22 protein-coding genes are annotated in these 22134 nt (G+C 71.8%); 15 read left to right on the forward strand and 7 right to left on the reverse strand.

The window, feature by feature from the left end:
• The first annotated feature begins 260 nt into the window (after positions 1-260).
• From rsmG to F6X53_RS11895, 3 genes are all read left to right on the forward strand, one after another.
• Positions 261-893, forward strand: coding sequence for a 16S rRNA (guanine(527)-N(7))-methyltransferase RsmG (gene rsmG / locus F6X53_RS11885; protein WP_151000238.1), 633 nt, complete (start codon positions 261-263; stop codon positions 891-893).
• Positions 890-1732, forward strand: coding sequence for a ParA family protein (locus F6X53_RS11890; protein ID WP_151000239.1), 843 nt, complete (start codon positions 890-892; stop codon positions 1730-1732). Before rsmG ends, F6X53_RS11890 begins: the two co-directional genes overlap by 4 nt.
• A gap of 150 nt (positions 1733-1882) precedes the next feature.
• Entirely contained in the window at positions 1883-2767 is an 885-nt protein-coding gene (locus F6X53_RS11895; RefSeq protein ID WP_151000240.1) for a ParB/RepB/Spo0J family partition protein, read from the forward strand.
• A gap of 55 nt (positions 2768-2822) precedes the next feature.
• Here F6X53_RS11895 and holA read toward each other — a convergent pair whose 3' ends face one another.
• The 3 genes from holA to leuS form a co-directional block, all read right to left on the reverse strand.
• Complete coding sequence (gene holA, locus F6X53_RS11900; protein ID WP_151000241.1) at positions 2823-3854, reverse strand: DNA polymerase III subunit delta; 1032 nt, start codon at positions 3852-3854, stop codon at positions 2823-2825.
• A gap of 21 nt (positions 3855-3875) precedes the next feature.
• A complete protein-coding gene (gene lptE / locus F6X53_RS11905; RefSeq protein WP_373875852.1) occupies positions 3876-4424 on the reverse strand; it encodes an LPS assembly lipoprotein LptE in 549 nt (182 codons plus the stop codon).
• 138 nt (positions 4425-4562) lie between these two features.
• Positions 4563-7175: a leucine--tRNA ligase gene (gene leuS, locus F6X53_RS11910; RefSeq protein ID WP_151000243.1), complete on the reverse strand. Its 2613-nt coding sequence runs from the start codon at positions 7173-7175 to the stop codon at positions 4563-4565.
• 295 nt (positions 7176-7470) lie between these two features.
• Here leuS and F6X53_RS11915 point away from each other — a divergent pair, with 295 nt between their 5' ends.
• A complete protein-coding gene (locus tag F6X53_RS11915; protein ID WP_151000244.1) occupies positions 7471-8247 on the forward strand; it encodes a YggS family pyridoxal phosphate-dependent enzyme in 777 nt (258 codons plus the stop codon).
• Between the two features lie 15 nt (positions 8248-8262).
• Here F6X53_RS11915 and F6X53_RS11920 read toward each other — a convergent pair whose 3' ends face one another.
• Both F6X53_RS11920 and F6X53_RS11925 read right to left on the reverse strand, forming a co-directional pair.
• Complete coding sequence (locus F6X53_RS11920; RefSeq protein WP_238297924.1) at positions 8263-8706, reverse strand: MarR family winged helix-turn-helix transcriptional regulator; 444 nt, start codon at positions 8704-8706, stop codon at positions 8263-8265.
• 276 nt (positions 8707-8982) lie between these two features.
• Positions 8983-9519: a L,D-transpeptidase family protein gene (locus tag F6X53_RS11925; RefSeq protein WP_151000245.1), complete on the reverse strand. Its 537-nt coding sequence runs from the start codon at positions 9517-9519 to the stop codon at positions 8983-8985.
• Between the two features lie 350 nt (positions 9520-9869).
• On the opposite strand from F6X53_RS11925, the gene F6X53_RS11930 reads away from it, so the two are divergent.
• From F6X53_RS11930 to F6X53_RS11980, 11 genes are all read left to right on the forward strand, one after another.
• Entirely contained in the window at positions 9870-10556 is a 687-nt protein-coding gene (locus F6X53_RS11930) for a response regulator transcription factor (RefSeq protein WP_151000246.1), read from the forward strand.
• Between the two features lie 120 nt (positions 10557-10676).
• Positions 10677-11129, forward strand: coding sequence for a cyclic nucleotide-binding domain-containing protein (locus F6X53_RS11935; protein ID WP_151000247.1), 453 nt, complete (start codon positions 10677-10679; stop codon positions 11127-11129).
• A gap of 89 nt (positions 11130-11218) precedes the next feature.
• Positions 11219-12061 carry a 2,3,4,5-tetrahydropyridine-2,6-dicarboxylate N-succinyltransferase gene (gene dapD / locus F6X53_RS11940; protein ID WP_151000248.1) on the forward strand — a complete coding sequence of 281 codons (843 nt, stop codon included), beginning with the start codon at positions 11219-11221 and terminating at the stop codon, positions 12059-12061.
• A 184-nt stretch (positions 12062-12245) separates the two neighbouring features.
• Complete coding sequence (locus F6X53_RS11945) at positions 12246-13121, forward strand: alpha/beta fold hydrolase (protein WP_151000249.1); 876 nt, start codon at positions 12246-12248, stop codon at positions 13119-13121.
• Between the two features lie 59 nt (positions 13122-13180).
• On the forward strand, positions 13181-14122 hold the full coding sequence (locus F6X53_RS11950; RefSeq protein ID WP_151000250.1) for an acid phosphatase: 942 nt from the start codon (positions 13181-13183) through the stop codon (positions 14120-14122).
• Between the two features lie 16 nt (positions 14123-14138).
• Positions 14139-14531: a hypothetical protein gene (locus F6X53_RS11955; RefSeq protein WP_151000251.1), complete on the forward strand. Its 393-nt coding sequence runs from the start codon at positions 14139-14141 to the stop codon at positions 14529-14531.
• A gap of 279 nt (positions 14532-14810) precedes the next feature.
• Entirely contained in the window at positions 14811-15311 is a 501-nt protein-coding gene (locus tag F6X53_RS11960) for a hypothetical protein (protein ID WP_151000252.1), read from the forward strand.
• A gap of 111 nt (positions 15312-15422) precedes the next feature.
• The gene (gene ggt / locus F6X53_RS11965) at positions 15423-17210 is read left to right on the forward strand and encodes a gamma-glutamyltransferase (protein ID WP_151000253.1); all 1788 of its coding nucleotides are present in this window, start codon (positions 15423-15425) and stop codon (positions 17208-17210) included.
• Positions 17211-17279: 69 nt separating this feature from the next.
• Complete coding sequence (locus tag F6X53_RS11970; protein WP_151000254.1) at positions 17280-18068, forward strand: lysophospholipid acyltransferase family protein; 789 nt, start codon at positions 17280-17282, stop codon at positions 18066-18068.
• Between the two features lie 156 nt (positions 18069-18224).
• The gene (locus F6X53_RS11975) at positions 18225-18665 is read left to right on the forward strand and encodes a hypothetical protein (RefSeq protein ID WP_151000255.1); all 441 of its coding nucleotides are present in this window, start codon (positions 18225-18227) and stop codon (positions 18663-18665) included.
• A 161-nt stretch (positions 18666-18826) separates the two neighbouring features.
• On the forward strand, positions 18827-19960 hold the full coding sequence (locus F6X53_RS11980; RefSeq protein WP_151000256.1) for a DUF2125 domain-containing protein: 1134 nt from the start codon (positions 18827-18829) through the stop codon (positions 19958-19960).
• 27 nt (positions 19961-19987) lie between these two features.
• On the opposite strand, the gene F6X53_RS11985 is transcribed toward F6X53_RS11980, so the two are convergent.
• Together F6X53_RS11985 and F6X53_RS11990 are read right to left on the reverse strand one after the other, a co-directional pair.
• A complete protein-coding gene (locus F6X53_RS11985; protein ID WP_151000257.1) occupies positions 19988-20809 on the reverse strand; it encodes a TerC family protein in 822 nt (273 codons plus the stop codon).
• A 19-nt stretch (positions 20810-20828) separates the two neighbouring features.
• Complete coding sequence (locus tag F6X53_RS11990; RefSeq protein ID WP_151000258.1) at positions 20829-21758, reverse strand: lipid kinase; 930 nt, start codon at positions 21756-21758, stop codon at positions 20829-20831.
• Positions 21759-22134: the final 376 nt, after the last annotated feature.

The raw sequence follows: 22134 nt of genomic DNA on the forward strand, positions 1-22134 counted from the left end.
GGTGCTCACGCTCATTCTGACACATGCGCCAGTGCCCTGGACCAGTCGCTTGGAGCGGACGACGGAGCGCCTCACCTCTCCCGTCCGGGAGAGGTCGAGTCCGCGGCACGCGGACCGGGTGAGGGATGCGACCTTTCCGGCGAGGTCACACCCCTCACCCTTACCCTCTCCCGGACGGGAGAGGGTAAGGGCCTCGCGAACGGGCGGGGATGCGAGCCGGCCGCGCTCCGCCTCGACCTCTCGAAAGGCGCGAGCGCCTGATGGCCGCGGATCGCGATCGCGTGCTGGCGCAGGCCGCTGTTTCACGTGAAACAGCGGCCAAGCTCGATCTCTACGTGGAGCAGCTGCGACGCTGGCAGAGCGTGAAGAATCTTGTCGGTCCCGCGACCCTCGCGGAGGTCTGGACTCGCCATGTGGCCGATGCGCTGCAGCTTCTCGCCCTGGCCCCTGAGGCGACGCGGTGGCTCGATCTCGGCTCCGGGGCCGGCATTCCGGGGTTGATCCTCGCCATCGCGGGGGCGGAGCGGCCCGGTTTCCACGTCGATCTCGTGGAAAGCAACGCGCGCAAATGCGCCTTCCTGCTCGAGAGCGCCCGCCTGACTGGGGCCCCCGTCCGGGTGCACAATGTCCGCATCGAGGACGTCATCGCGGGGTTCACCGGGGCTGAGGTCATCTGCGCCCGGGCGCTGGCGAATCTCGACCAGCTTCTCGCGTGGACCGAGCCGCTGTTGAAAATGGGCACCACCGGGCTGTTTCCGAAGGGACGGGACGTCGAGGCTGAATTGACCCAAGCTGCGCAACGGTGGAGATTCGTTTACGATCTCCACCCGAGCCGCACCGACTCGGCCGCGCGCATCGTGCGCGTCACCGACCTTTCCCGCGTGGATTCATGACCAGCGATCCCACTCCCCTTCCCGCTCAGCCCGAGCGGCCGCTGCGGATTTTGGCCCTCGCCAACCAGAAGGGCGGCGTCGGCAAGACCACGACCGCCATCAACCTCGGCACGGCGCTCGCCGCGATCGGGGAGCGCGTGCTGGTGTTCGATCTCGACCCGCAGGGCAACGCCTCGACGGGGCTGGGCATCGATCGCCGCCAGCGCCGGGTCTCCACCTATCACGTGCTCTCCGGCGATGCGGGCCTGGCGCAGGCGGTGGTTCCGACGGCGGTGCCGCGCCTGTCGGTGGCGCCCTCCACCATGGACCTGCTCGGGCTGGAACTGGAGATGGCGAGCTCCTCCGACCGGGCCTACCGCCTGCGCAACGTTCTCAAGGGCATCGGCGAGGCCGGCACGGCGACGGAGGGGGTCACCTACGTGCTGATCGATTGCCCGCCCTCGTTGAACCTGCTCACCATCAACGCCCTCGCGGCGGCCGACGCCGTGCTGGTGCCGCTGCAATGCGAGTTCTTCGCGCTGGAGGGCTTGAGCCAGCTCCTGCGCACGGTCGAACAGGTGCGCGGCGCCCTCAACCCGCGCCTCACCATCCAGGGCATCGTCCTGACGATGTTCGATCCGCGCAACAACCTCTCGGCGCAGGTGGTGGCGGATGTGCGCAGCTTCATGGGCGAGAAGGTCTACGAGACCATGATCCCCCGCAATGTCCGGGTCTCGGAGGCCCCCTCGCACGGCAAGCCGGTGCTGCTCTACGACCTCAAATGCGCCGGCTCCCAGGCCTATCTGCGCCTCGCCTCCGAGGTGATCCAGCGCGAGGGGCGCATGCCGGTGGCGGCCTGAACCGTCACCGGTTCGGCCTGAACCGGCACCGGTTCCCGAGTCCCCTCCCCCTGCCGGCCCTGCCCAGATCGATCGGGCGCCGCGGGCGGGTTCGACAAACGTGACAGATCGAGTAGCGTGAGCGTACAGGAGTTTGAGCGAGTGGCGGCGATGGCGGATGATGCGGCACGGCCGCGGCTCGGGCGCGGCCTCGCGGCCCTGATCGGCGATTTCGGCAACGATGCGGGGCCATCCACCTCGCAGGCCCAGCGCAAGGTCGCGGTGGAGTTCCTGCGGCCGAACCCGCGCAACCCGCGTCGCCGCTTCAACGATCCGGAACTCGACGAGCTCGCGGCCTCGATCAAGCTGCGCGGGGTGATTCAGCCCATCGTGGTGCGGGCGCTCGCCAACGTGCCGGACACCTACGAGATCGTGGCGGGCGAGCGCCGCTGGCGCGCGGCGCAGCGGGCCGGGCTCACCGAGTTGCCGGTCGTCACCGTCGAGATCGACGACCGCACCTCGCTCGAATTCGCCATCCTGGAGAATGTCCAGCGCAGCGACCTCAACGCCATCGAGGAGGCGGCGGGCTACGAGCGGCTGATGAGCGAGTTCCGCTACAGCCAGAGCGAGCTCGCCGAGATCCTGGGCAAGAGCCGCAGCCACCTCGCTAACACGCTGCGGCTGCTGCAGCTCAGCCCGCCGATCCAGGAGCGAGTGATCGCGGGCGAGATCACCGCGGGCCACGCCCGGGCTCTGCTCGCCGTGCGCGACCCCGAGACCGTGGCCCGCCGCATCGTGGAGGAGGGGCTCTCGGTCCGCGAGGTCGAGGCCCTGGCCTCCGCCGAGCTTCCCGACAGCGAAGGCCCCCGCCCCGGCCGCCCCCGGCGCGGCCCCGAGAAGGACGCGGAGATCCGCACCCTGGAGCAGAGCCTCGCCCAGGCGCTCGGCCTCGGCGTCGCCGTGAAGGCGAAGGCCACCGGCGTCGGCGAGATCCGGATCCGCTACGGCAGCGCCGAGGAGCTGGAGGCCCTGTGCCGCCGGCTGAACGCCGGATAAGCGCGTTGCCGCAACGGATCGCGCGGCCGGCCTGACGCCGAGTTCCGCGCCGGCCCTATCCGCGCCGGCGGGCCGCCTCGCCGGCGATCCGCAGCAGGGTCGCGAGGGCATGGGCCTGGGCGAGGTCCGGCCCGGAGCGGCGGCAGGCCAGCACCGCCTCCTGCAGGATCTGGATGGCCTGCCGCAGGGAAGCGGGCGACCAGCGGGCGAGCTGCGTCTCCACGATGGCCTTGCGGCGAAAATGCAGTCCGCGCCAGTTCGCCACCATCAGGCTCGGGCTCTTGCCCTCCCCGTCGAGGCGGGTCGACAGCAGGGTCAGGGCATGGCGCAGGCATGAGCCCAGCATCACGGAGGGGTCGAGGCCCTCGTGCCGGAAGCGGCGATAATCGCGCTCGACATCCGAGGCGCGGCCCGCGAAGGCGGCGTCGATCAGGGTGTTGAGTACGCTGCCGGCAACGTCGCTCACCACCGCGTCGACCGCGTCGAGGCCGACGCTGCCGGAACCGCGCGCATAGAGGGCGAGCTTCTCGATCTCCGACAGGCTGGCGCGCCGGTCGCCGCCGAGGCTCGCGACCAGCACCTCGCGCGCCTCCCGGTCGATGCGCAGGCCGTGGCCCTGCAGGGTGCGGTCGACGAGATCGGCGAGCGCGCGCTCATCATCCGGGTAGCAGGGCAGGGCGAGCGCCTTCGGCGAGCGCTCGCAGAGAGTGCGCAGGGGGGCGGATTTGCCGAGATCCCCCGCCTCCACCACGATGCGGGTGCCGGCGATCTCGCTCTTGAGGACGAGGTCGATGGCGGGCGCGTAGTTGCGGCTGCCGGGGCGGATCCAGATGGTGCGCTCGCCCCCGAACAGCCCGACCGTGCCGGCCTCGTCGGCGAGGCGCCCGGGATCGGCCGCCAAGACGTCGCCGTCGATCTTCACCAGCGCGAAAGGATCGTCCGGATCCTTGACGAAGCCCTCGGCCAAGCTCTTGGCGCGCTCGACCACGAGGCCGGTATCGGGCCCGTAGACGAGGATGACGGGGATGCGCGGATCGGGCCCGCGCCGGATCAGCCCCTCGACGTCGCCGGCCTTGACCGCCGTCATGGCCTCACGCTGTCCTGATGCTCACGGCTTCGTCACCAGCACGGAGGCAATGCGGGTCTTGATCTGCTCGGCCAGGACCTTGGAGAGGCGGATCTCGGCATCGCGGGCCGCGCGGAGCGAGGCGAAGCGCTGCACCGAGCGGTCATAGGTCGCCGTCGAGGTGGCGACGCCCTCGGTGATGATCTTGGTGCCTTCGAGATTCTCCAGCCTGTAGCGGATGTTCGCCACGATGGTGCCGGCCTCGGCGCGCCCGGTCTGCGAGGAGACGATCGGGGTCTGCAGGGACTCGCTGCCCTCCATCTTCAGCTTGTAGCGCTTGGGCGAGGGCTGGCCGGAGCCGTCGAGGTCGAAGATCAGCTCGCTGCGCAGGTAATGGCCGAGGCGCTCCTGGCCCTGCGCCATGTTGATGTCGTCGACCTGAATCCCGGCGAGGAGGGCCGCCATCGGCTCGCCCGAGGCGGTGGGACCGTAGAGGGGACGGAAGCAGGCGGAGAGGTTGACCGCCAGGGCAGCGATCAGCGCGAGCTTCGCCGCGCGGGCGACCGGCCGGCCACCCTTTTGCACTGCCATCCGCATCATGGTCCGCCGCAATCCCCGACTCCGTCTCATGTCCTTTAAGGGCAGGACCGGCCCCGGTCATCAGTCTGAACGATCAAGCTTACCGATTCCTGAGCGCTCTTCTGGGCAGGACCGGGGCAGGGGGCGCCGTCAGACCACGAGATTCACGATCCGGCCCGGCACCACGATCACCTTGCGGGGCGTCCTGCCCTCGAGTGCCCGCTGCACCGGCTCCAGCGCCAGCACCGCGGCCTCGACCGCGGCGGCGCCGGCCTCGCGCGGCACGGTCACGTCCGCGCGCTTCTTGCCGTTGATCTGGACCGGGAGGGTGACCTCGTCCTCGATCAGGAGCGCCCGGTCCGCCTGCGGCCAGGGCGCCTGCGCCACGAGGCCGGTTCGACCGAGCGCGCGCCAGCATTCCTCGGACAGGTGCGGCATCATCGGGGCGATGAGCTGCACCAGGATGCCGGCCGCCTCCCCGGCCGCCTTGGCCGGGACCCCGTTGCGCAAGGCCTCTTCGAGGGCGTTGGCCAGGGTGTAGATATGGGCGACGCATCGGTTGAAGCGCAGGCGCTCGACATCCTCCTCGACCGAGGCCAGCGCCTTGTGGGCGGCCTTGCGGAGCGCCGCGCCGGCCGCGGCGTCGCTCCCGTTGGCGCCCGCCGCCGTCGCGACGAGGCGCCAGACGCGCTGCACGAAGCGGGCGGCACCCTGCACGCCCTCCTCGGTCCAGATCACGTCGCGTTCCGGGGGGGAATCGGAGAGCATGAACCAGCGCGCGGTGTCGGCCCCGTAGCTCGCGATGATGTCGTCGGGGTCGACCACGTTCTTCTTCGACTTCGACATCTTCTCAATGGCGCCGATGCTGATCGGCGCCTGCGTTTTCACGTGAAATGCCTGCCGCTCCGCTCCTTGCGCCTCGATCCGCACCTCGCTCGGCTGCACCCAGGCGCCGGCCGCATCCTTGTAGGTCTCGTGCACCACCATGCCCTGGGTGAACAGGCCCGCGAAGGGCTCCGCCACCCCGGACCAGCCGGTCTCCTTCATGGCCCGCATGAAGAAGCGCGCGTAGAGCAGGTGCAGGATCGCGTGCTCGATGCCGCCGATATATTGATCGACCGCGAGCCAGTGATCGACGGCGGCGCGGTCCGTCGGGGCATCCTGCAGCCAGGGCGCGGTGAAGCGGGCGTAGTACCAGGACGAATCCACGAAGGTGTCCATGGTGTCGGTCTCGCGCCGGGCCGGCTTGCCGCAGGCGGGGCAGGGGACGTTGCGCCAGGCATGATCGCGCTCCAGCGGGTTGCCGGGCACGTCGAAGGACACCTCCTCCGGCAGGGTCACGGGCAGGTCGGCGACCGGGACCGGCACGGCGCCGCAATCGGCGCAATGGATGATCGGGATCGGGCAGCCCCAGTAGCGCTGGCGCGAGACGCCCCAGTCGCGCAGGCGGAACTGCACTTTGCGGGCCGCCACCGGCGCACCGCCGAGGCGTTCCTCCTCCAGCCGGTCGGCCACCGCCCGGAAGGCCTCCTCGGTGGTCATGTCGTCGAGGAAGCGCGAGTTGATCATGCGCCCGTCGCCGTCATAGGCCGTGTCGGTGATCAGGAAGCTCGCGGCATCCTGGTCCTCGGGGCAGACCACGGGCGTGTTGCCGAGGCCGTACTTGTTGGAAAAGTCGAGGTCGCGCTGGTCGTGGGCCGGGCAGCCGAAGACGGCGCCGGTGCCGTATTCCATCAGGACGAAATTCGCCACGTAGACGGGCAGCAGCCAGGATGGGTCGAGGGGGTGGCGCACCCGCAGGCCAGTATCGTGGCCGAGCTTCTCCGCGGTGTCGATCGCGGCCTGCGCAGTGCCGGTGCGGCGGCATTCCTCGATGAAGGCCTGCAGCCGCGCATCATGGCCCGCGAGCGCCGCCGCGACCGGATGGTCGGCCGCGATCGCCAGGAACTTCGCGCCGAACAGGGTGTCGGGCCGGGTGGTGTAGACCTTGATCGTCTCGATGAGATCCTGCGTGCCGACGGGATGGTCGAGGGCGAAGCGCACTTCCAGGCCCTCCGAGCGGCCGATCCAGTTGCGCTGCATCAGCCGGACCTTCTCGGGCCAGCGCTCCAGGCCGCCGAGCGCGTCCGAGAGATCCTGCGCGAAATCGGTGATCTTGAAGAACCACTGGGTCAGCTCGCGGCTCTCCACGAGGGCGCCCGAGCGCCAGCCGCGCCCGTCGATCACCTGCTCGTTGGCCAGAACCGTGTGGTCGACCGGATCCCAGTTAACCTTAGCGGTCCGTCTCGTGACGAGGCCGGCCTTCAGGAATTCCAGGAACATGCGCTGCTGGTGCTTGTAATAGGCGGGATCGCAGGTCGCGATCTCGCGGCTCCAATCGAGGGACAGGCCCATGGATTGCAGCTGGCCGCGCATGGTGGCGATGTTGGCGTAGGTCCAGTCGCGCGGATTGACCTTGCGTTCCATCGCGGCGTTCTCGGCCGGCAGCCCGAAGGCGTCCCAGCCCATCGGGTGCAGCACGTTGAAACCGCGCGCCCGCTTGTAGCGCGCGACCACATCGCCCATGGCGTAGTTGCGCACATGGCCCATATGGATGCGCCCCGACGGGTAGGGGAACATCTCCAGCACGTAGTATTTCGGGCGCGGATCGTCGTTCGGCGTGGTGAAGATTCCAGCCTCCGACCAGGCCTGCTGCCAGCGCGGCTCGGCATCCTTGGCGTTGTAGCGCTCGAGGGCGGCGTTCGGGGCGGCGGCATTCGTCATGGTCAAGTCACCACAGGGGCTGGGCGGACCCGGGCCGAGATCGTGTGTCGGGAGGAACGGTGCGGCGCCGGATCCTTGCCGGACCTTCGGTTCGACGCCGCTGCGAGGCCGGACTACCACAGGAGAGCCGGCCTCCGTCAACAAATGCGATGGTGCGCGGGCGGGCGCCGGGCAGGCCGGCGGGGCAGGGGAGGGGATGGCGCGAATCCAAACGGGAGCCCCGATTTGCCGCGCGCGTTCTCGGTGATACTCCGCTGGCGCCAGCCCAAGCCCGAGACACCCGAAGAGACCAGCCATGTCCGAGACTCCGAGCGAGACCGAGACCTTGCCGGCGGCCGTTGCGCCCCAGGCCGGCGCGCCCCAGGCCGGCGCGACTGGGGGCGCTGCGCCGGTGGGCGTGGCCGACGTGGCGGCGGGGCTGGCCGAGGTCCGCGCCGGCATCCGCCGGGCCGCCGAGGATTGCGAGCGGGCGCCCGGCGACGTCCACCTGATCGCGGTTTCCAAGACCGTGCCGGCCGACGCGATCCTGCCGGCGCTGGAGGCGGGGCAGCGCCTGTTCGGCGAGAACTACGTGCAGGAATCGAAGGCCAAATGGCCGGACCTCAAGGCGCGCTATCCGGACGTGGAACTGCACCTTGTCGGTCCGCTGCAATCGAACAAGGCCCGCGAGGCGGTGGAGCTGTTCGACGTGATCCACTCCCTCGACCGGCTCTCGCTGGCGGCCGCCCTCGCCAAGGAGATCGCCCGCAGCGGCCGGAATCCGACGCTCCTGATCCAGGTCAATACCGGCGACGAGCCGCAGAAGGGCGGCATCTCGCCCGCGCAACTCGACACGCTCCTGGCCGAGTGCCGCGACACCCATGGGCTCGCCATCAACGGCCTGATGTGCATCCCGCCGGCCGAGGACCCGCCCTCGGCGCATTTCGCCCTGCTGGCCCGGATCGCCCGGACGCATAACCTGCCGATCCTCTCGATGGGGATGAGCGCGGATTACCCGGCGGCGATCCAGATGGGCGCGACGCATGTCCGGGTCGGCACCGCGATCTTCGGCGCCCGCGCGCGCAAGGATTGATCGCGCGACGGGGGCTCAGGCGCGGCCGACCACCCGCGCCAGGGCAAGGCGCAGCCGCTCGGCCTCCGACGCGCCGTAATCGGCCTCGAAGGCGGCTTGCGCCCGGCTCCAGAGCGGGCGCGCGGTCTCCAGCAGCGCGCGGCCCTTCGGTGTCAGGTTGAGGGCACGGGTGCGGGCATCGCGCCCCGGCCCGATATGGACGAGGCCGTCCCGCTCCAGCGGCCGCAGGGCCCGGCCCGTGGTGGTCCGGTCCATGACGAGGTTCAGGGCGAGTTCGTGCACCGCCACCGGCCCGAGCCGCCCCAGCACCGCCAGGACGGAATATTGCGTCGCGCGCAGGCCGACCTCGGCGAGGCAGCGGTCGTAGAGCTGCGTCACCTGCCGCGCCGCCTGCCGGACCGCGAGGCAGTGACAGGGCGTGGCCGCGAGCGCTTCCATCTTGCCGAATTCTCCCAACATGCATCCACAGATCGCATGGAATGGGTTCTGTAAAGGCCAAGGTGGCGAGGACGGGGCTTCGGAACACCCCACCACGACGGACGGGCTTTGTTGCCGCCGCCGACGGGTGGGTGCTCCGACAGGCGCACCGGAACGAGACACGACGAAACCGGTGCTGCGAGCCGAGAAGAATTGCCGGCTACAGGAGTAGGTCGGCGGATATCGGCTCCGATGCGATGCGCCGCCAGGAATCTTGGTAAGTCGATCTAAAGACAGAATGAATAGCCGGCTTATCGATTATCCGATCAGCATCCTGGTGCGCGGCCCCAAGCGGCGCAACAGCCGCACCAGATCGGGGCGCTTGAGCGCCACGCAGCCCTCGGTCGGGCCGTAGCCGGGACGGGCCACGTGGAGGAAGATCGCCGAGCCGCGTCCGGGGCGGATCGGGCCGCGATTGTAGTCGAGATCGACGACGAGGTCGTAGAGGCCGTCCTCGCGCCACATCGCCTCGGCGCTGATGCCCGGGGCCGGGAGGAGAATCGGCCGATTGTAGCGGCGGTCGCGGGGCTCGTCGCACCAGCCGTCGCGGGGCTTCGTCGGCCGCAACGACAGGCGCGTGGCCGGGCGGGCGCCGAAATGGTCCGGGCGGTAGACGCCCCCGCGCAGGCGGAGGCGCCCGCGCGGGGAGGCGCCGTCGCCCTCGCGCTTCACCGGGGTGATCCCGGAGCGGCCGAGCGCGCAGGGGATGATGACGGGGCCGGCCAGGACTTGGCCGCGGCTGCGGTCGCCCACGCGGGCGCGCACCCGCAGGAGGTTCAGGGTCGTGCGTTTCATCGATTGGGCTTCATGCTTTGCAGGGTATGGTCCGGGAGTCGGGCAGGATTCGGGAGCGGCCGATTCGGTCCCGGTCGGCCGCCGCGCGATCGGCGGGGGATCCCTATGTCGCCGACAGCCCGGGATGCGGCCATGGTTGATGACATTCCCTTTCTGATTGCGCACAAGCGATTTCGCAGGCATGAGAACACCGGTACTTTGGTGCGTATGCCCGGATCGCGTCGCGTCGCGGCGAGCAGGCGGATAGGCCGCCCGCCCCTGCCGCCGGCCGCCGTCCCGGATCGTTCGGGCCGGAGCCGACGCACTGGCCGCCCGACCGTGCGTGTGCCTTGTTGAGAGTCCCTCGGACGATGTCGAATCCCCATCGCCTCCTGATCTGCGACGACGACGCGACCCTGCGCGAGACGCTGACGGAACAGCTCGACCTCTACGACGAGTTCATCGTGGTGAGCGACCCCGATGGCGCCACCGCGATCAACCGCGTCGCCGATGAGCGCATCGATCTCGCCGTGATGGATGTGGGCCTGCCCGACATCGACGGGCGCGAGGCGGTGCGGGTGATGCGCCGCAACGGCTTCCGCGGGCCCGTGATCATGCTGACGGCCCAGGATTCGGAGGAGGACACCGTCGAGGGCCTGGAGGCGGGCGCCAACGACTACGTCACCAAGCCCTTCAAGTTCGCGGTGCTGCTCGCCCGCATCCGGGCGCATCTGCGCCAGCACGAGGCGAGCGAGGACGCGATCTTCCAGATCGGCCCCTACACCTTCCGGCCGGGCGCCAAGCTCCTCGTCGGCGAGCGCGGCTCGAAGCTGAAGCTCACCGAGAAGGAGACCGCGATCCTGCGCTTCCTCTACCGGGCCGGCCGCGAGGTGGTGGGCCGCGACACGCTGCTCGCCGAGGTCTGGGGCTACAACGCCCATGTCACCACCCACACCCTCGAGACCCATATCTACCGCCTGCGCCAGAAGATCGAGCCGAACCCCGCCACCGCGGCGATCCTGGTCACCGAGGGCGGCGGCTACAAGCTGCTGCCCTGAATGGCGCAAGCCCCGCGAGCGTCGCCACGACGTGAGCCCGGCGAGCGTCGCCACGATGGTGCCCGCGCCGGGCTTCGGCTAAACAGGCGCCCCGCAATACCGGGCGCGCAGGGGCTGGGCTTGGGGCTCGACGACGACATTGCGGTCCTGGCCGCCGCGCCCCTGTTCGGGCTGATGGGCCGGGACGCCCTGCGGCTCCTTACCTTCGCGGCCGAGCGGCGCAGCCTCGCGCCCGGCGACCTGCTGTTTGCCCGCGGCGAGCGCTCCGATGGCGGCTTCGTGGTGCTCTCGGGCACGATCGAGCTCGCCCCGCGCGTGGCCGGGGCCCAGCCCGTGCGGGCCGGCCGCTCGGCCCTGATCGGCCAGCTCGCCCTGTTCCTGCGCGGCGAGCGCCCCTCGGATGCCCGCGCGACCGCCCCCGCCGAGGTGATGCGCATCACCCCGACCCTGATGCGCCGCGTGCTGGAGGAGTTTCCCGACGCGGCCTCGGCGATCCACGACGTCCTGGCCGACGACCTCGCGGGGCTGAGCCGGGGGCTCGACCGGGTGCGGGGGATGTTCGAGGCCGGCTGACGGGCCGGGTTCCACAGGCGAGGTGACAGGCTGGGCGGGCTTTTGTAAGCACGGGGCCGATTCCTCGACCGACCTGAACGGAAAGCGCCATGTCCCACGCCGACCTCGCCAGCACCATCGAGACCGCCTGGGAGGAGCGCGCCGGCATCGACACGGCCACCCGCGGCCCTGTGCGCGAGGCCGTCGACGAGGCCCTGAACCTCCTCGATTCGGGCCGCGCGCGCGTCGCCGAGAAGGTCGGCGGCGACTGGCAGGTGAACCAGTGGCTCAAGAAGGCGGTGCTGCTCTCCTTCCGCCTCAACGACATGGCGCCGATCGCGGGCGGCCCCGACGGCGCGCCCTGGTGGGACAAGGTGCCGTCGAAATTCGCGGGCTGGGGCGAGGCCGAGTTCCGGGGCGCCGGCTTCCGGGCGGTGCCGGGCTGCTTCGTGCGCCGCGGCTCCTTCATCGCGCCGGGCGCGGTGCTGATGCCCTCCTTCATCAATCTCGGGGCGCATGTGGGCAAGGGCACCATGGTGGACACCTGGGTGACCATCGGCTCCTGCGCCCAGGTCGGCGAGAATTGCCACATCTCGGGCGGCGCCGGCATCGCGGGCGTGCTCGAGCCGCTGCAGGCCAACCCGGTCATCATCGAGGACAATTGCTTCGTGGGCGCCCGCGCCGAGGTGGCCGAGGGCGTGATCATCGGGGAGGGCAGCGTCCTCTCCATGGGCGTCTATATCGGCGCCTCCACCAAGATCGTGGACCGCACCACCGGCGAGGTCATGTACGGCCGGGTGCCGCCCTACTCGGTGGTGGTCTCCGGCACGATGCCGGGCAAGCCCCTCCCCGACGGCAGCCCCGGGCCGGGGCTCTACTGCGCGGTGATCGTCAAGCGCGTCGATGCCGGCACCCGCGCCAAGACCGCCATCAACGAGCTGCTGCGGACCTGAAGGCCCCGGAACGACGTGTCGCGCAGCCGGAACGCCCCGGAACGCGCTACATCATCGGGGGCGCCCGCGAGCCGGGCGCCCAGGGCATGAGGCTCGGGGCATGAGGCTCGGGGCATGGGGCTCGGGGCACGGCGCACGGGGCATGCGGCTCGGGCCGCGGCGCGAGGGGAGGGGGACGCGAGAGATGGTCGAGCCGGCGCATGCCACCCGGACCCTGAACCTCGACGTCGCGGGCCGCCGGGTGCCCACCCCCTGCGACGTGGTGGGCCACGGGCCGGAGGCGCTGCTGCTGCCGGCCCTGTCCTCGATCTCGGCCCGCTCCGAGATGCGGGCGCTCGCCAAGGATCTCGGGCACGATCACCGCTGCCTCGTGCCCGATTGGCCGGGCTTCGGCGACCAGCCCCGCGCCCGGGTGCCCATGAATCCGGGCACGCTCCACGCCTTCCTGGACGCGCTGCTGGCCGCCGCCCCCGGGCCCTACGCCCTCGGCATCGCGGCGGGCCACGCCGCCGGCTATCTCGTGGCGGCCGCCCGCAAGGACCCCCGCCGCTTCGGCCGCCTGATCCTGATCGCCCCGACCTGGCGCGGGCCGCTCCCCACCGCCCTGGGGCCGGAGCGCCAGGGCCTGTTCCGGGCCCTGCGCCGCGCCGTCGAGGCGCCGTTCCTCGGCGACGTGCTCTACCGCATCAACATCAGCCCGCCGGTGATCGGCCGGATGATGCGCGCCCATGTCTACGCCGACCCGGCCCACGTGACCCCGGGCGTCATCGCCGACAAGCACGCCATCACGCGCCAGCCCGGCGGCCGCTTCGGCACCGCGGCCTTCGTCACCGGCGGCCTCGACCCGGTCTCGACGCGCGAGGCCTTCCTCGACCTGTTCACCGGCGCCTTGCCGCCGATCCGGGTGCTGCGGCCGGAGCGGGCGCCCCGCCGCTCCGGGGCCGAGATGGATGCCCTCGTGGCCACCGGACGGGTCGTCAAGGAGACGATTCCGGGCGCGCTCAGCCCGCACGAGGAATATGCCGGCGAGGTCGCGGCCGCGATCCGCGCCGCCGCCTGAGGCCCCCCGCCCGGCCACCGGGCCGCATTCCGCAGCCGCTCCCGAAGGTTCGAGACCCGATGCCCCGCCTGATCCCGACCCTCGCTCGCTCCACCCTCGCGCTGCTCCTGGCCGCCGGCCCGGTCCTGGCGGCGCCGCAAGGTTCGGCGCCCCAAGGCGCAACGACGCAAGGCGCGGGACCCGCCCGGGCGACACCGGGACAGGGCGATCTCGGGCCCGGCAGCATGGGCAGCGAGCGCTCGGCCCCCTCGGTCGGCGCCGAATCGCTGAAGCCGGGCCAGCCCGCGCCCAAGCCCTACCTCGCCGACGCCCTGATGCCGGATACGGTCGCGATCCTGCCCGCCCCGCCCGCTAGCCACTCGGCCGCCGAGAACGCCGACAAGGTCGCGTTCAACGCCACCCGGGCGATCAAGGGCAGCCCGCGCTGGGACCTCGCCACCGCCGACGTCGCCGAGGGCGCGAGCGCGATCCTGGACAATTTCGCCTGCGTGCTCGGCACCCGCCTCGACCAGGCCCGGGTGCCGGCCCTGATCACCCTGCTGGAGCGGTCCCGCCTCGACATCGCCCGCGCCACCCGCGGCCCCAAGGTGCATTACCGGCGCCTGCGCCCCTTCGTGGGCAACGAGGCGCCGATCTGCGTGCAGCGCTCGCAGGCCCTGGCCGACAGCTTCAGCTACCCGTCCGGCCACGCCACCCAGGGCTGGGCCTACGCCCTGATCATGGCGAGCCTCGTGCCCGAGAAGGCCACCGCGATCCTCACCCGCGGCCGGGCCTATGGCGAGAGCCGGGTGATCTGCGGCGTGCATTGGTTGAGCGACATCGAGGCCGGCCGCACCAACGGCGCCGCCATCGTGGCGGCCCTGCAGGGCGATGCGGGGTTCCGGGCCGATCTCGACCGGGCCCGGCAGGACCTCGCCAAGGCGCTGGCGGCCGGCGGCACGGCGCCGGACCAGACCATCTGCGCCCGCGAGCAGGCCGCCGCCAAGGAGCCGCTGCTCTGAGCGGGCCGTTCCCTTCATGGTTTGGATCGTCCTCGGGCCTGATCGTCGGTCTGGGCAGTTCCACGACAAGGCAACGGCGCAGCTGCCGGGCTTGAGCCTGACGCTGGATCGCCGGTTCGCGCACCCCTTCCTGGCAGAATACGACCGCAGCCTCACGGTGGAGCAGGAAGGCGCTGGCACGACAGGGCTGGACCTCGGCATAGACACCGGCGGCATGACCCATGTCAAAGTCTGCCGTTCCAGAACAGGCCGCATCCTCATCCACGACCCTTGGGAGACCGACGAGGCTACCCGAGGCAGGACGCGCCCCTCACGCATCTCAGAGCCATCGCTGAAGGATGATTGCCCGGAGTTCTTGGGGGCGTTCGACGTGGATGCGGAGCAGGATCTCAGCTTCAGACCCAGCTAGAGCTGTTCCCGATCGCGTTGCGACGGGACCGTTGGCCGCGCCCGTGCCGAAGCGGGCGCGGATCCCCTCTCCCGTGCGGGAGAGGGACAGGGTGAGGGTCGAGACCTTTCAGAACGAGGTGCGCCCGATCGGCGCCCGGTCGGCGATACGACCGCATGCTCCATCCTGAAGGCGCTCATCCCTCACCCCAACCTTCTCCCGCACGGGAGAGGGGGCCTGCCGCGCCGGCATCGACCGGGGAGTTGCGCAAATCCGCGCCTGCCCGGCTATGACGGGGGGATGCGCGTTCTCGGCCGTCTTCTGATCCTCAGCCTCGCTCTCCTGCTGGCCGTCCCGGCGGGCGCCCTGACGCTGGTCCTCGTCCTAGTGCTCGATCCGGCGGCGCAGGCCTGGCTCGCGGGCGGCGCGCTTGCCGGACTCGACGCGACCCTGTCGGATCTCGCAGCCGGGATGGCCCCCGAGACCATGCTGCTGGCGCTGGCCGGGCTGGCGCAGGCGCTGTCGGTGCTCCTCGTCGCGCCGCCCGTCCTCGTCGCCCTCGTGGGCGAGACCCTGCGGCTGCGCGCGCTGGCGTGGTACGCGGGCGCCGCCGGCCTCCTGACCGCGGCGCTGCCCTGGCTGGCGCGCGGCGCCGTTCGGCCGGGCGGGGCGGAGCGCCTCGCGGCGGAGGGGCATCTCAGCGCCATCCTGTTCCTGACGGGCGCGACGGCGGGCCTCGTCTACTGGCTCGTCGCGGGGCGCAGCGCGGCGCAGCCGCCCCGCGGGGCGCCCGGCGCCTGAGGGACGCCACGCTCCCGACCGCCGGAGCAGGCATCGCCGGGCCGACGCGCAGACCGGACGAACCCCAAGGCGAGCGAGACCGGGGCGCGGCGATGCCCTATCTGTGCGGGGATGACAGGTTTTCGACGTGCTGCCCTCGTCACGATCCTGACGCTCGCCCTCGCGGGGCCCGCGCCGGCTCAGATGCTTGCCCAGATCCTTGCCGAGCCCCCGGCCCAGCCCTCTGCTCAGCCCTCGCCTGAATCCCCGCCGATCCAGGCGGACGATGCCCGGATGCTGCCGGTCCTGGCCGCGCACGGGATGGTGGCGGCCCAGGAGGCGCGGGCGGCGGAGGTCGGGGTCGAGATCCTGCGCCGGGGCGGCAACGCGGTCGACGCGGCGGTGGCGGTGGGGTTCGCGCTCGCCGTGACCCTGCCGCGGGCGGGCAATCTCGGCGGCGGCGGCTTCATGCTGGTGCACCTGGCCGAGCGCAACGCGACCGTGGCGCTCGATTTCCGCGAGACCGCGCCGGGTGCCGCGACCGCCGACATGTTCCTCGGCCCCGACGGCGAGCCCGACCGCGCCGCCTCGGTCCGGAGCGGCAAGGCGGTGGGCGTGCCGGGCAGCGTGCGGGGCATGGCCGAGGCGCACCGCCTCTACGGCTCGGGGCGCCTCAGCCTCGCGGAGCTGATCGCCCCGGCCGAGCGGATGGCTCGCGCGGGGATCCCGGTCGAGGCGGGGCTCGCCGATTCGCTGCCCCGCGCGGCTGGCCTCCTCGGGCGCTGGCCGTCGAGCCGCACGATCTTCTTCCGAGGCGACCGGACCCTCGCCCGCGGCGAGACCCTGGTGCAGACCGACCTCGCCGACACCCTGCGGGCCATCGCCGAGGGGGGCCCGGACGCGTTCTACACCGGCGCCATCGCCGAGCGCATCGCGGGCGCGGTCCAGGGCGCGGGCGGCCTCCTGACGGTGGCCGACCTCGCCGCCTACCGGCCCGAGATCCGCGAGCCCGTGCGCGGGCGCTACCGGGGCGCCGAGATCGTCTCGATGCCGCCGCCGAGCTCGGGCGGCATCCACCTGATCGAGATCCTGAACGTGCTGGAGGGCTTCGACCTCGCCAGGATGGGGGCGGGGAGCGCCGAGGCCCTCCACATCCTGGCCGAGGCCATGAAGCCGGCCTATGCCGACCGCGCCACCTGGCTCGGCGATCCGAGCCGGTCGCGGGTGCCGCTCGAAGGCCTGATCGCCAAGCCCTACGCGGAGCGGCTGCGGGCGCAGATCGACCCGAACCGGGCGCGGCCCGCCGCCGAGGTCAAGGCCGGCGATCCGCTGCCCTTCGAATCCGACCAGACCACCCATTACTCCGTGGTCGACGCGGCCGGGAACGCGGTCGCCACCACGACGACCCTCAACTTCTCCTACGGGATCGGCCTCGTGGCGGAGGGGACGGGGGTGATCCTCAACAACGAGATGGACGATTTCGCCGCCAAGATCGGCGCCCAGAACGCCTACGGGCTGGTGGGCGGCAAGGCCAATCTCGTGGCGCCCGGCGCCCGGCCCCTCTCCTCGATGACCCCGACCCTGGTGTTCCGGGACGGACGCCTCCTCCTCGTCACCGGCAGCCCGGGGGGCAGCCGCATCATCTCGACGGTGCTGCAGGTCATCGTGAACGTCCTCGACTTTCACCTGAACCTCGCCGAGGCGGTGGCGGCGCCCCGCATCCACCACCAGTGGCGGCCGGACGTTCTCTTCACCGAGGAGGGGATCTCGCCCGACACCCTGGCGCTGCTGCGGGCGCGCGGTCACACGGTCCGGGTCGGGGCGAGTTCGGGCTCGGCCAATTCCGTGATGCGCGTGGACGGGCTCCTGGCGGGCGCCGCCGATCCGCGCCAGCGCGGGACCCTGGCCGTCGGCGATTGAGGCTTGCGCTTGGAGCGGGGCGCGGTGGCAGGCTAAAGGAGGCGCCGCCGCGCCGGACCCAGGTTCCTCATGCTCGCCCTCCGCTCGATCGCCTTCAACATCTGCTTCTATCTTCTCACCACCGTGCTGGCCGTGGGCGCGCTGCCGACCCTCCTGTCGCAGCGCTGGGTGATCCGGCTGGCGCAGACCTGGGCCGGGGCGACCCTGTGGCTGCTGCGGGTGGTGGGCGGCCTCTCCGTGGAGTTCCGGGGCCTCGAGCACGTGCCGCCGGGCCCGCTCCTGATCGCGGCCAAGCATCAATCGGCCCTGGAGACCCTCGCCCTCGTCACCCGGTTCGACGATTTCGCCTATATCCTGAAGCGCGAGCTGCTCTGGATCCCGCTGATCGGCTGGTACCTGTCGCGCAGCGGCATGGTGGCGATCGACCGCACCAAGGGCACCCGCGCCATGGCGCTGATGAACCAGGCGGCGGCGGGCGCGATCCGGGACGGGCGCCAGCTCATCATCTTCCCCGAGGGCACCCGGCGGCCCCCCGGCGCGGTGCCCGCCTACAAGCTCGGCCTGACCCACCTCTACGCGGCGCTCGGCGTGCCCTGCCTGCCGGTCGCCCTCAATACCGGCCTGTACTGGCCCCGCCGCAGCCTGAGCCGCCGCCCCGGCACGGCGGTGATCGAGTTCCTGCCCCCGATCCCGCACGGGCTCGGCCGCGCGCCGTTCCTCGAACTCGTGGAAGCCCGGATCGAGGCCGCCTCGAACGCGCTCCTGGCGAGCGGCCGGGCGGAGCTCGCCGCGCGCGGCCATGCCCTGCCGGCCACCGATTCCGAGGCCTCCGACCCCGAGCGCTCCCGCATCGCCTGAGCCCGCCCGGCTGCGGCAATCCGCGCCGGTTCGCATCCCTGTGGGAAGGCTCGAAATCGGGGCCGCGGCTTGTGGATAACCCTGCAAATCCCCATCTTGAGGGACGGAAGGCGGCGTCCTTGACGCTGCGGAATCGCCCGGGGTAGTATAGAACAAATGGCGAACAAGAGAGCATTGTCCTGGTCGGCCGCCCTGCGCGACCTCAAGGACGACCGGTCACGGAGGCAGGACGTGCGCGAGGAACGCCTGAGGACCGCCTCCGGCCTCGGCGGCGCGCCGGCTTTGGCGCTGAGCGCGTGGCGCGGCCGGTCCGGCAAGCGCTACGTGGTGGGCGTCCATGCCTTGAGCGAGACCGATCTCGACGAGGTGGGCGAGGCCGTCGTCATGGCGGTGCGCCGGGACGAGAGCGGTCTTGCCGAACTCGTGGCCGTGGCAACGGCCGGGATCGGCGCGGATCCGTCTCCCGCCTGGCTCGCGCGCGCGCGCGAGGCCGGCGCCAGCGAGATGCACGTGCACCGGCTGGCCGGCACCACCAGTGAGCGCAAGGCGATCGTGACCGACCTGCGCATCGAGACGGCGGACCCCGCCCGCGCCTGAGCGGCACCGGGCCCGGCGCCCGGCCGCCATGCTTTCGCCCCTTAATGCCCGCCATTCCCTTGCCCGCCCGCCGGGTGGCCCCCATGCCTTTTGCGGGACCATGATCCCGCGGGAATCGGGCGGCCCCGCCAGGGCCGGCGTGAGCTGAGGGAGCGGACGAGATGGCGCGTGACACCGGGCGGATCGACCCGTCCAACATCGAACCGCCCCAGGCCGGCCTGCCGCGGGCCGGCGCGCCCAAGCGCCGCGGGCGCCTCGGGCTGTTCCTTCCCTTCATCCTGCTCCTCGTCGTCGCGGCTCTGTGGACGGCGGGCTGGTTCTATATCCGCGACCGGGCGACCCGGGAGATCGACGGCTGGCTCGCCCGCGAGGCCGCGGCAGGGCGAAGCTGGACCTGCGCGGACCGCGCGATCACCGGCTATCCCTTCCGCCTCGAACTGCGCTGCGCCAGCCTCAAGCTCGCGCGCCAGGATGGCAGCTTCACCCTCGGGCCGATCACCGCCCTGGTGCAGGTCTACCAGCCGCGCCACGGCCTGCTGCAGGCCGCCGGCCCGTTCCACGTCGAGCAGGGCGGCCTCACCGGCGACGTCACCTGGAAATCTCTGGAGGGCAGCTTCCACGGCGCCGCGGACGGCTTCGTGCGTGCCTCCCTGGTGGTCGACGCGCCGAAGGGCAGCGTCAAGGGCGCGATGCTGGCGCCGATCGATTTCGACGTGAAGCATCTGGAGCTCCATGCCCGCCCGACGCCCGGCCGCTTCGACAGCGACGGCGCCGTCGATGTCAGCCTGCGGGTGGCCCAGGCCGCGGTGCCGATGCTCGATGCCTTCGTGGGCGCCGCGGCACCGGCCGACCTCGCCCTCGATGCCAGCGTCAACCGCGCCACGACCTTCCGCACCGGCCCCGTGCCGCAAGAGCTGGAGGCGTGGCGCCGGGCCGGCGGCAGCCTCGACATCGCGCTCCTGTCGATCGCCAAGGGCGACCGCCGGCTCCAGGCCCATGGCAGCCTCGATCTCGACGAGTCCCACCGCCTCGCCGGCCAGCTCGATCTGCGCGCGGCGGGCCTCGAATCCCTCGTCGGCCAGGTCATGGGCCAGCGCTTCGGCGCCGATCGGGGTGCCCTGATCGGCAACCTCGTCGGCCAGCTCCTGGGCGGCGGCCGGCGCCAGCCGCCGCAGCCCGACGCCGCCCCGGGCGAGGCGCCCCTCAAGGCCCTGCCGCCCCTGCGCCTCGCGGAGGGCCGCCTGAGCCTCGGTCCCTTCCCGATCCCGAACGTGCAGCTGGAACCGCTCTACTGAGGCAGCGGGCCCCCGCCCGGGCGGGCGTCAGACCTTGGCCCGGCGCTGCACCGGCAGGGCCTGTCCGGGCCTCGTGCTGCCCGGCGCCCCTTTGCCCGGCGCCGCGCTGACCGGCGCCCCCCGCTTGGCGCGCTTGCGCCGGCGGGCCAGCATGTTGAGGCCCTCGACGCCCGCCGAGAAGGCCATGGCGGTGTAGATGTAGCCCTTGGGCACGTGCGCCCCGAAGCCCTCCGCGATCAGCGTCATGCCGATCATGATGAGGAAGCCGAGCGCCAGCATCACCACCGTCGGGTTCGCCGCGATGAAGCGGGAGAGCGGGTCGGCGGCGATCAGCATCACCACGACGGCGACGATCACGGCGATCATCATGACGGGCACGTGGTCCGTCATGCCCACCGCCGTGATGATGCTGTCGATCGAGAAGACGAGGTCGAGGAGCAGGATCTGGCCGATCGCCGCCGCGAAGCCGAGGCTCGCGCCCGGCTTCTCCGCGTCGGCGTCGTGCGGGTCGACGCTCTCGTGGATCTCCTTGGTGGCCTTCCAGAGCAGGAACAGGCCGCCCCCGATCAGGATCATGTCGCGCCAGGAGAAGCCCTTGCCGAAGACCGCGATGACGGGCTCGGTGAGGTGCACGATGAAGGCGACGGTGCCGAGCAGGCCGAGCCGCAGGATCAGGGCGAGGCCGATGCCGATGCGGCGGGCCTTCTGCTGGTGCTCCGGCGGCAGCTTGTTCGTCAGGATCGAGATGAAGATCAGGTTGTCGATCCCGAGCACCACCTCCATCACGATGAGGGTGGCGAGCGCGGCCCAGACGGTGGGGTCGGCGGCGAGTTGAAGCAGGTGATCCACGGCGCGTCGAGGCCTACGCTTAGAGGGACAGGAGGCGGCTGCCGCCGGCGGCGCTCGGCCGCTCGGCCGGCGCCGGCGCGTAGATCCGCACCGCCTTCGGCACGACCTTGAAATGAGCCGGCGTGTGCGTGGTCAACTCGCCATCGGTGTTGACGGGGCGGGGCCGGCGCGTCGTGAGCCTGATCTCGGTGGTCTTGAAGGCGCGCACGTCGTCGGATTGCCCGTGCGTGCCGCGCCGGAGCGCCGGCAGCAGCGCGATCAGGCGCCACCAATGGGCCACTTCGAGGCTGTAGAAATCGAGCTTGCCGTCATCGACCGAAGCCCCTTCCTCCACCGTCATGCCGCCGCCGTAATGGCGCCCGTTGCCGACCGAGGCCTGGATCGTCACCACCTTCTCGGTGGTGCCGTCATGCTCGATCGTCACCGTGAAGGGACGCACCCGGCGCAGCACCCGCACCGCCGCGATGGCGTAGCCGAGGGTGCCCCATTTCTTCTTGGACTCGGCCGTGAGGTCGCCGGCGAGTTCGGCCGAGAAGCCGATGCTCGCCACGTTGAAGTAATAGTGGCCATTGACCCAGCCGAGATCGGCGGGCTGCGCCTCGGCCGTGGTGATGAGCTCGGCCGCGGCCAGGGGATCGAGCGGGATGGCGAGGGAGCGCGCGAGGTCGTTCGCCGTGCCGAGCGGCAGGATGCCGAGCGGCAGGCCGGTCTCGACCAAGGCCGGCGCCGCCGCGTTCAGGGTGCCGTCGCCGCCGCCCAGGATCACGAGGTCGCACGCATCGGCGTGGCGCTTGATCACGGCGGTGCAGTCGGCCTCGCCCGGGGGCTCGACCGGCGTGATGCCGCCGCGGCCCAGGATGTCGCGCACCGCATCGAGGGAGAAGCCGCCGTTGCGGGCCTTCGGGTTGGCCAGAAGGAGCGCCCGGCGGGGCGCCGACCCGGCCTTCATCGTGCGCCCTCCGCGGCGCGGGGACGGGGGAGATGGTCGGACACGGGGACAAGCCCTCCGGTGCGTTCGCGCCGCGTCAGCGCAAAGGCAGGGAAGGGGTCCGACATCACGATCGACGCCTCGATCGCCAGAGGGGCCCGGACCCGGGGTGAGCCGAACTTGGGGGTTCGCCCGGCGATCTCAACCCCGGCCCGCCTTCAAATCCCCGTTCGCGCGCCCCGGACTCGTGGGGGGATCGCGGTAAGGGCACGCTCGCGGGCCTCTGAATCCCTTGGATAGCGGGCACGGTTCCGGCGCGCCCTTGCCCCCGGTTCGGAACGCGTGGCATGCCATGCACAAGGGGCGGCAAGCCCGGATGGAACCCCCCGCCCGGGCG

The sequence above is a fragment of the Methylobacterium soli genome (genome assembly GCF_008806385.1).
In the GTDB taxonomy this organism is placed as follows: domain Bacteria; phylum Pseudomonadota; class Alphaproteobacteria; order Rhizobiales; family Beijerinckiaceae; genus Methylobacterium; species Methylobacterium soli.

Bases quoted from the DNA above. Each gene is read 5' to 3' on its own strand.
- leuS (WP_151000243.1), bottom strand. From the start codon at position 7,175: ATGACGAATGCCGCCGCCCCGAACGCCGCCCTCGAGCGCTACAACGCC.
- F6X53_RS11925 (WP_151000245.1), bottom strand. From the start codon at position 9,519: ATGAAACGCACGACCCTGAACCTCCTGCGGGTGCGCGCCCGCGTGGGC.
- holA (WP_151000241.1), bottom strand. From the start codon at position 3,854: ATGACGGCGGTCAAGGCCGGCGACGTCGAGGGGCTGATCCGGCGCGGG.
- F6X53_RS11890 (WP_151000239.1), top strand. From the start codon at position 890: ATGACCAGCGATCCCACTCCCCTTCCCGCTCAGCCCGAGCGGCCGCTG.
- rsmG (WP_151000238.1), top strand. From the start codon at position 261: ATGGCCGCGGATCGCGATCGCGTGCTGGCGCAGGCCGCTGTTTCACGT.
- F6X53_RS11955 (WP_151000251.1), top strand. From the start codon at position 14,139: ATGGTTTGGATCGTCCTCGGGCCTGATCGTCGGTCTGGGCAGTTCCAC.
- dapD (WP_151000248.1), top strand. From the start codon at position 11,219: ATGTCCCACGCCGACCTCGCCAGCACCATCGAGACCGCCTGGGAGGAG.
- F6X53_RS11990 (WP_151000258.1), bottom strand. From the start codon at position 21,758: ATGAAGGCCGGGTCGGCGCCCCGCCGGGCGCTCCTTCTGGCCAACCCG.
- F6X53_RS11975 (WP_151000255.1), top strand. From the start codon at position 18,225: ATGGCGAACAAGAGAGCATTGTCCTGGTCGGCCGCCCTGCGCGACCTC.
- F6X53_RS11970 (WP_151000254.1), top strand. From the start codon at position 17,280: ATGCTCGCCCTCCGCTCGATCGCCTTCAACATCTGCTTCTATCTTCTC.
- F6X53_RS11950 (WP_151000250.1), top strand. From the start codon at position 13,181: ATGCCCCGCCTGATCCCGACCCTCGCTCGCTCCACCCTCGCGCTGCTC.
- lptE (WP_373875852.1), bottom strand. From the start codon at position 4,424: ATGGCAGTGCAAAAGGGTGGCCGGCCGGTCGCCCGCGCGGCGAAGCTC.
- F6X53_RS11980 (WP_151000256.1), top strand. From the start codon at position 18,827: ATGGCGCGTGACACCGGGCGGATCGACCCGTCCAACATCGAACCGCCC.
- F6X53_RS11915 (WP_151000244.1), top strand. From the start codon at position 7,471: ATGTCCGAGACTCCGAGCGAGACCGAGACCTTGCCGGCGGCCGTTGCG.
- F6X53_RS11895 (WP_151000240.1), top strand. From the start codon at position 1,883: ATGGCGGATGATGCGGCACGGCCGCGGCTCGGGCGCGGCCTCGCGGCC.
- F6X53_RS11960 (WP_151000252.1), top strand. From the start codon at position 14,811: ATGCGCGTTCTCGGCCGTCTTCTGATCCTCAGCCTCGCTCTCCTGCTG.
- F6X53_RS11945 (WP_151000249.1), top strand. From the start codon at position 12,246: ATGGTCGAGCCGGCGCATGCCACCCGGACCCTGAACCTCGACGTCGCG.
- F6X53_RS11930 (WP_151000246.1), top strand. From the start codon at position 9,870: ATGTCGAATCCCCATCGCCTCCTGATCTGCGACGACGACGCGACCCTG.
- ggt (WP_151000253.1), top strand. From the start codon at position 15,423: ATGACAGGTTTTCGACGTGCTGCCCTCGTCACGATCCTGACGCTCGCC.
- F6X53_RS11920 (WP_238297924.1), bottom strand. From the start codon at position 8,706: ATGTTGGGAGAATTCGGCAAGATGGAAGCGCTCGCGGCCACGCCCTGT.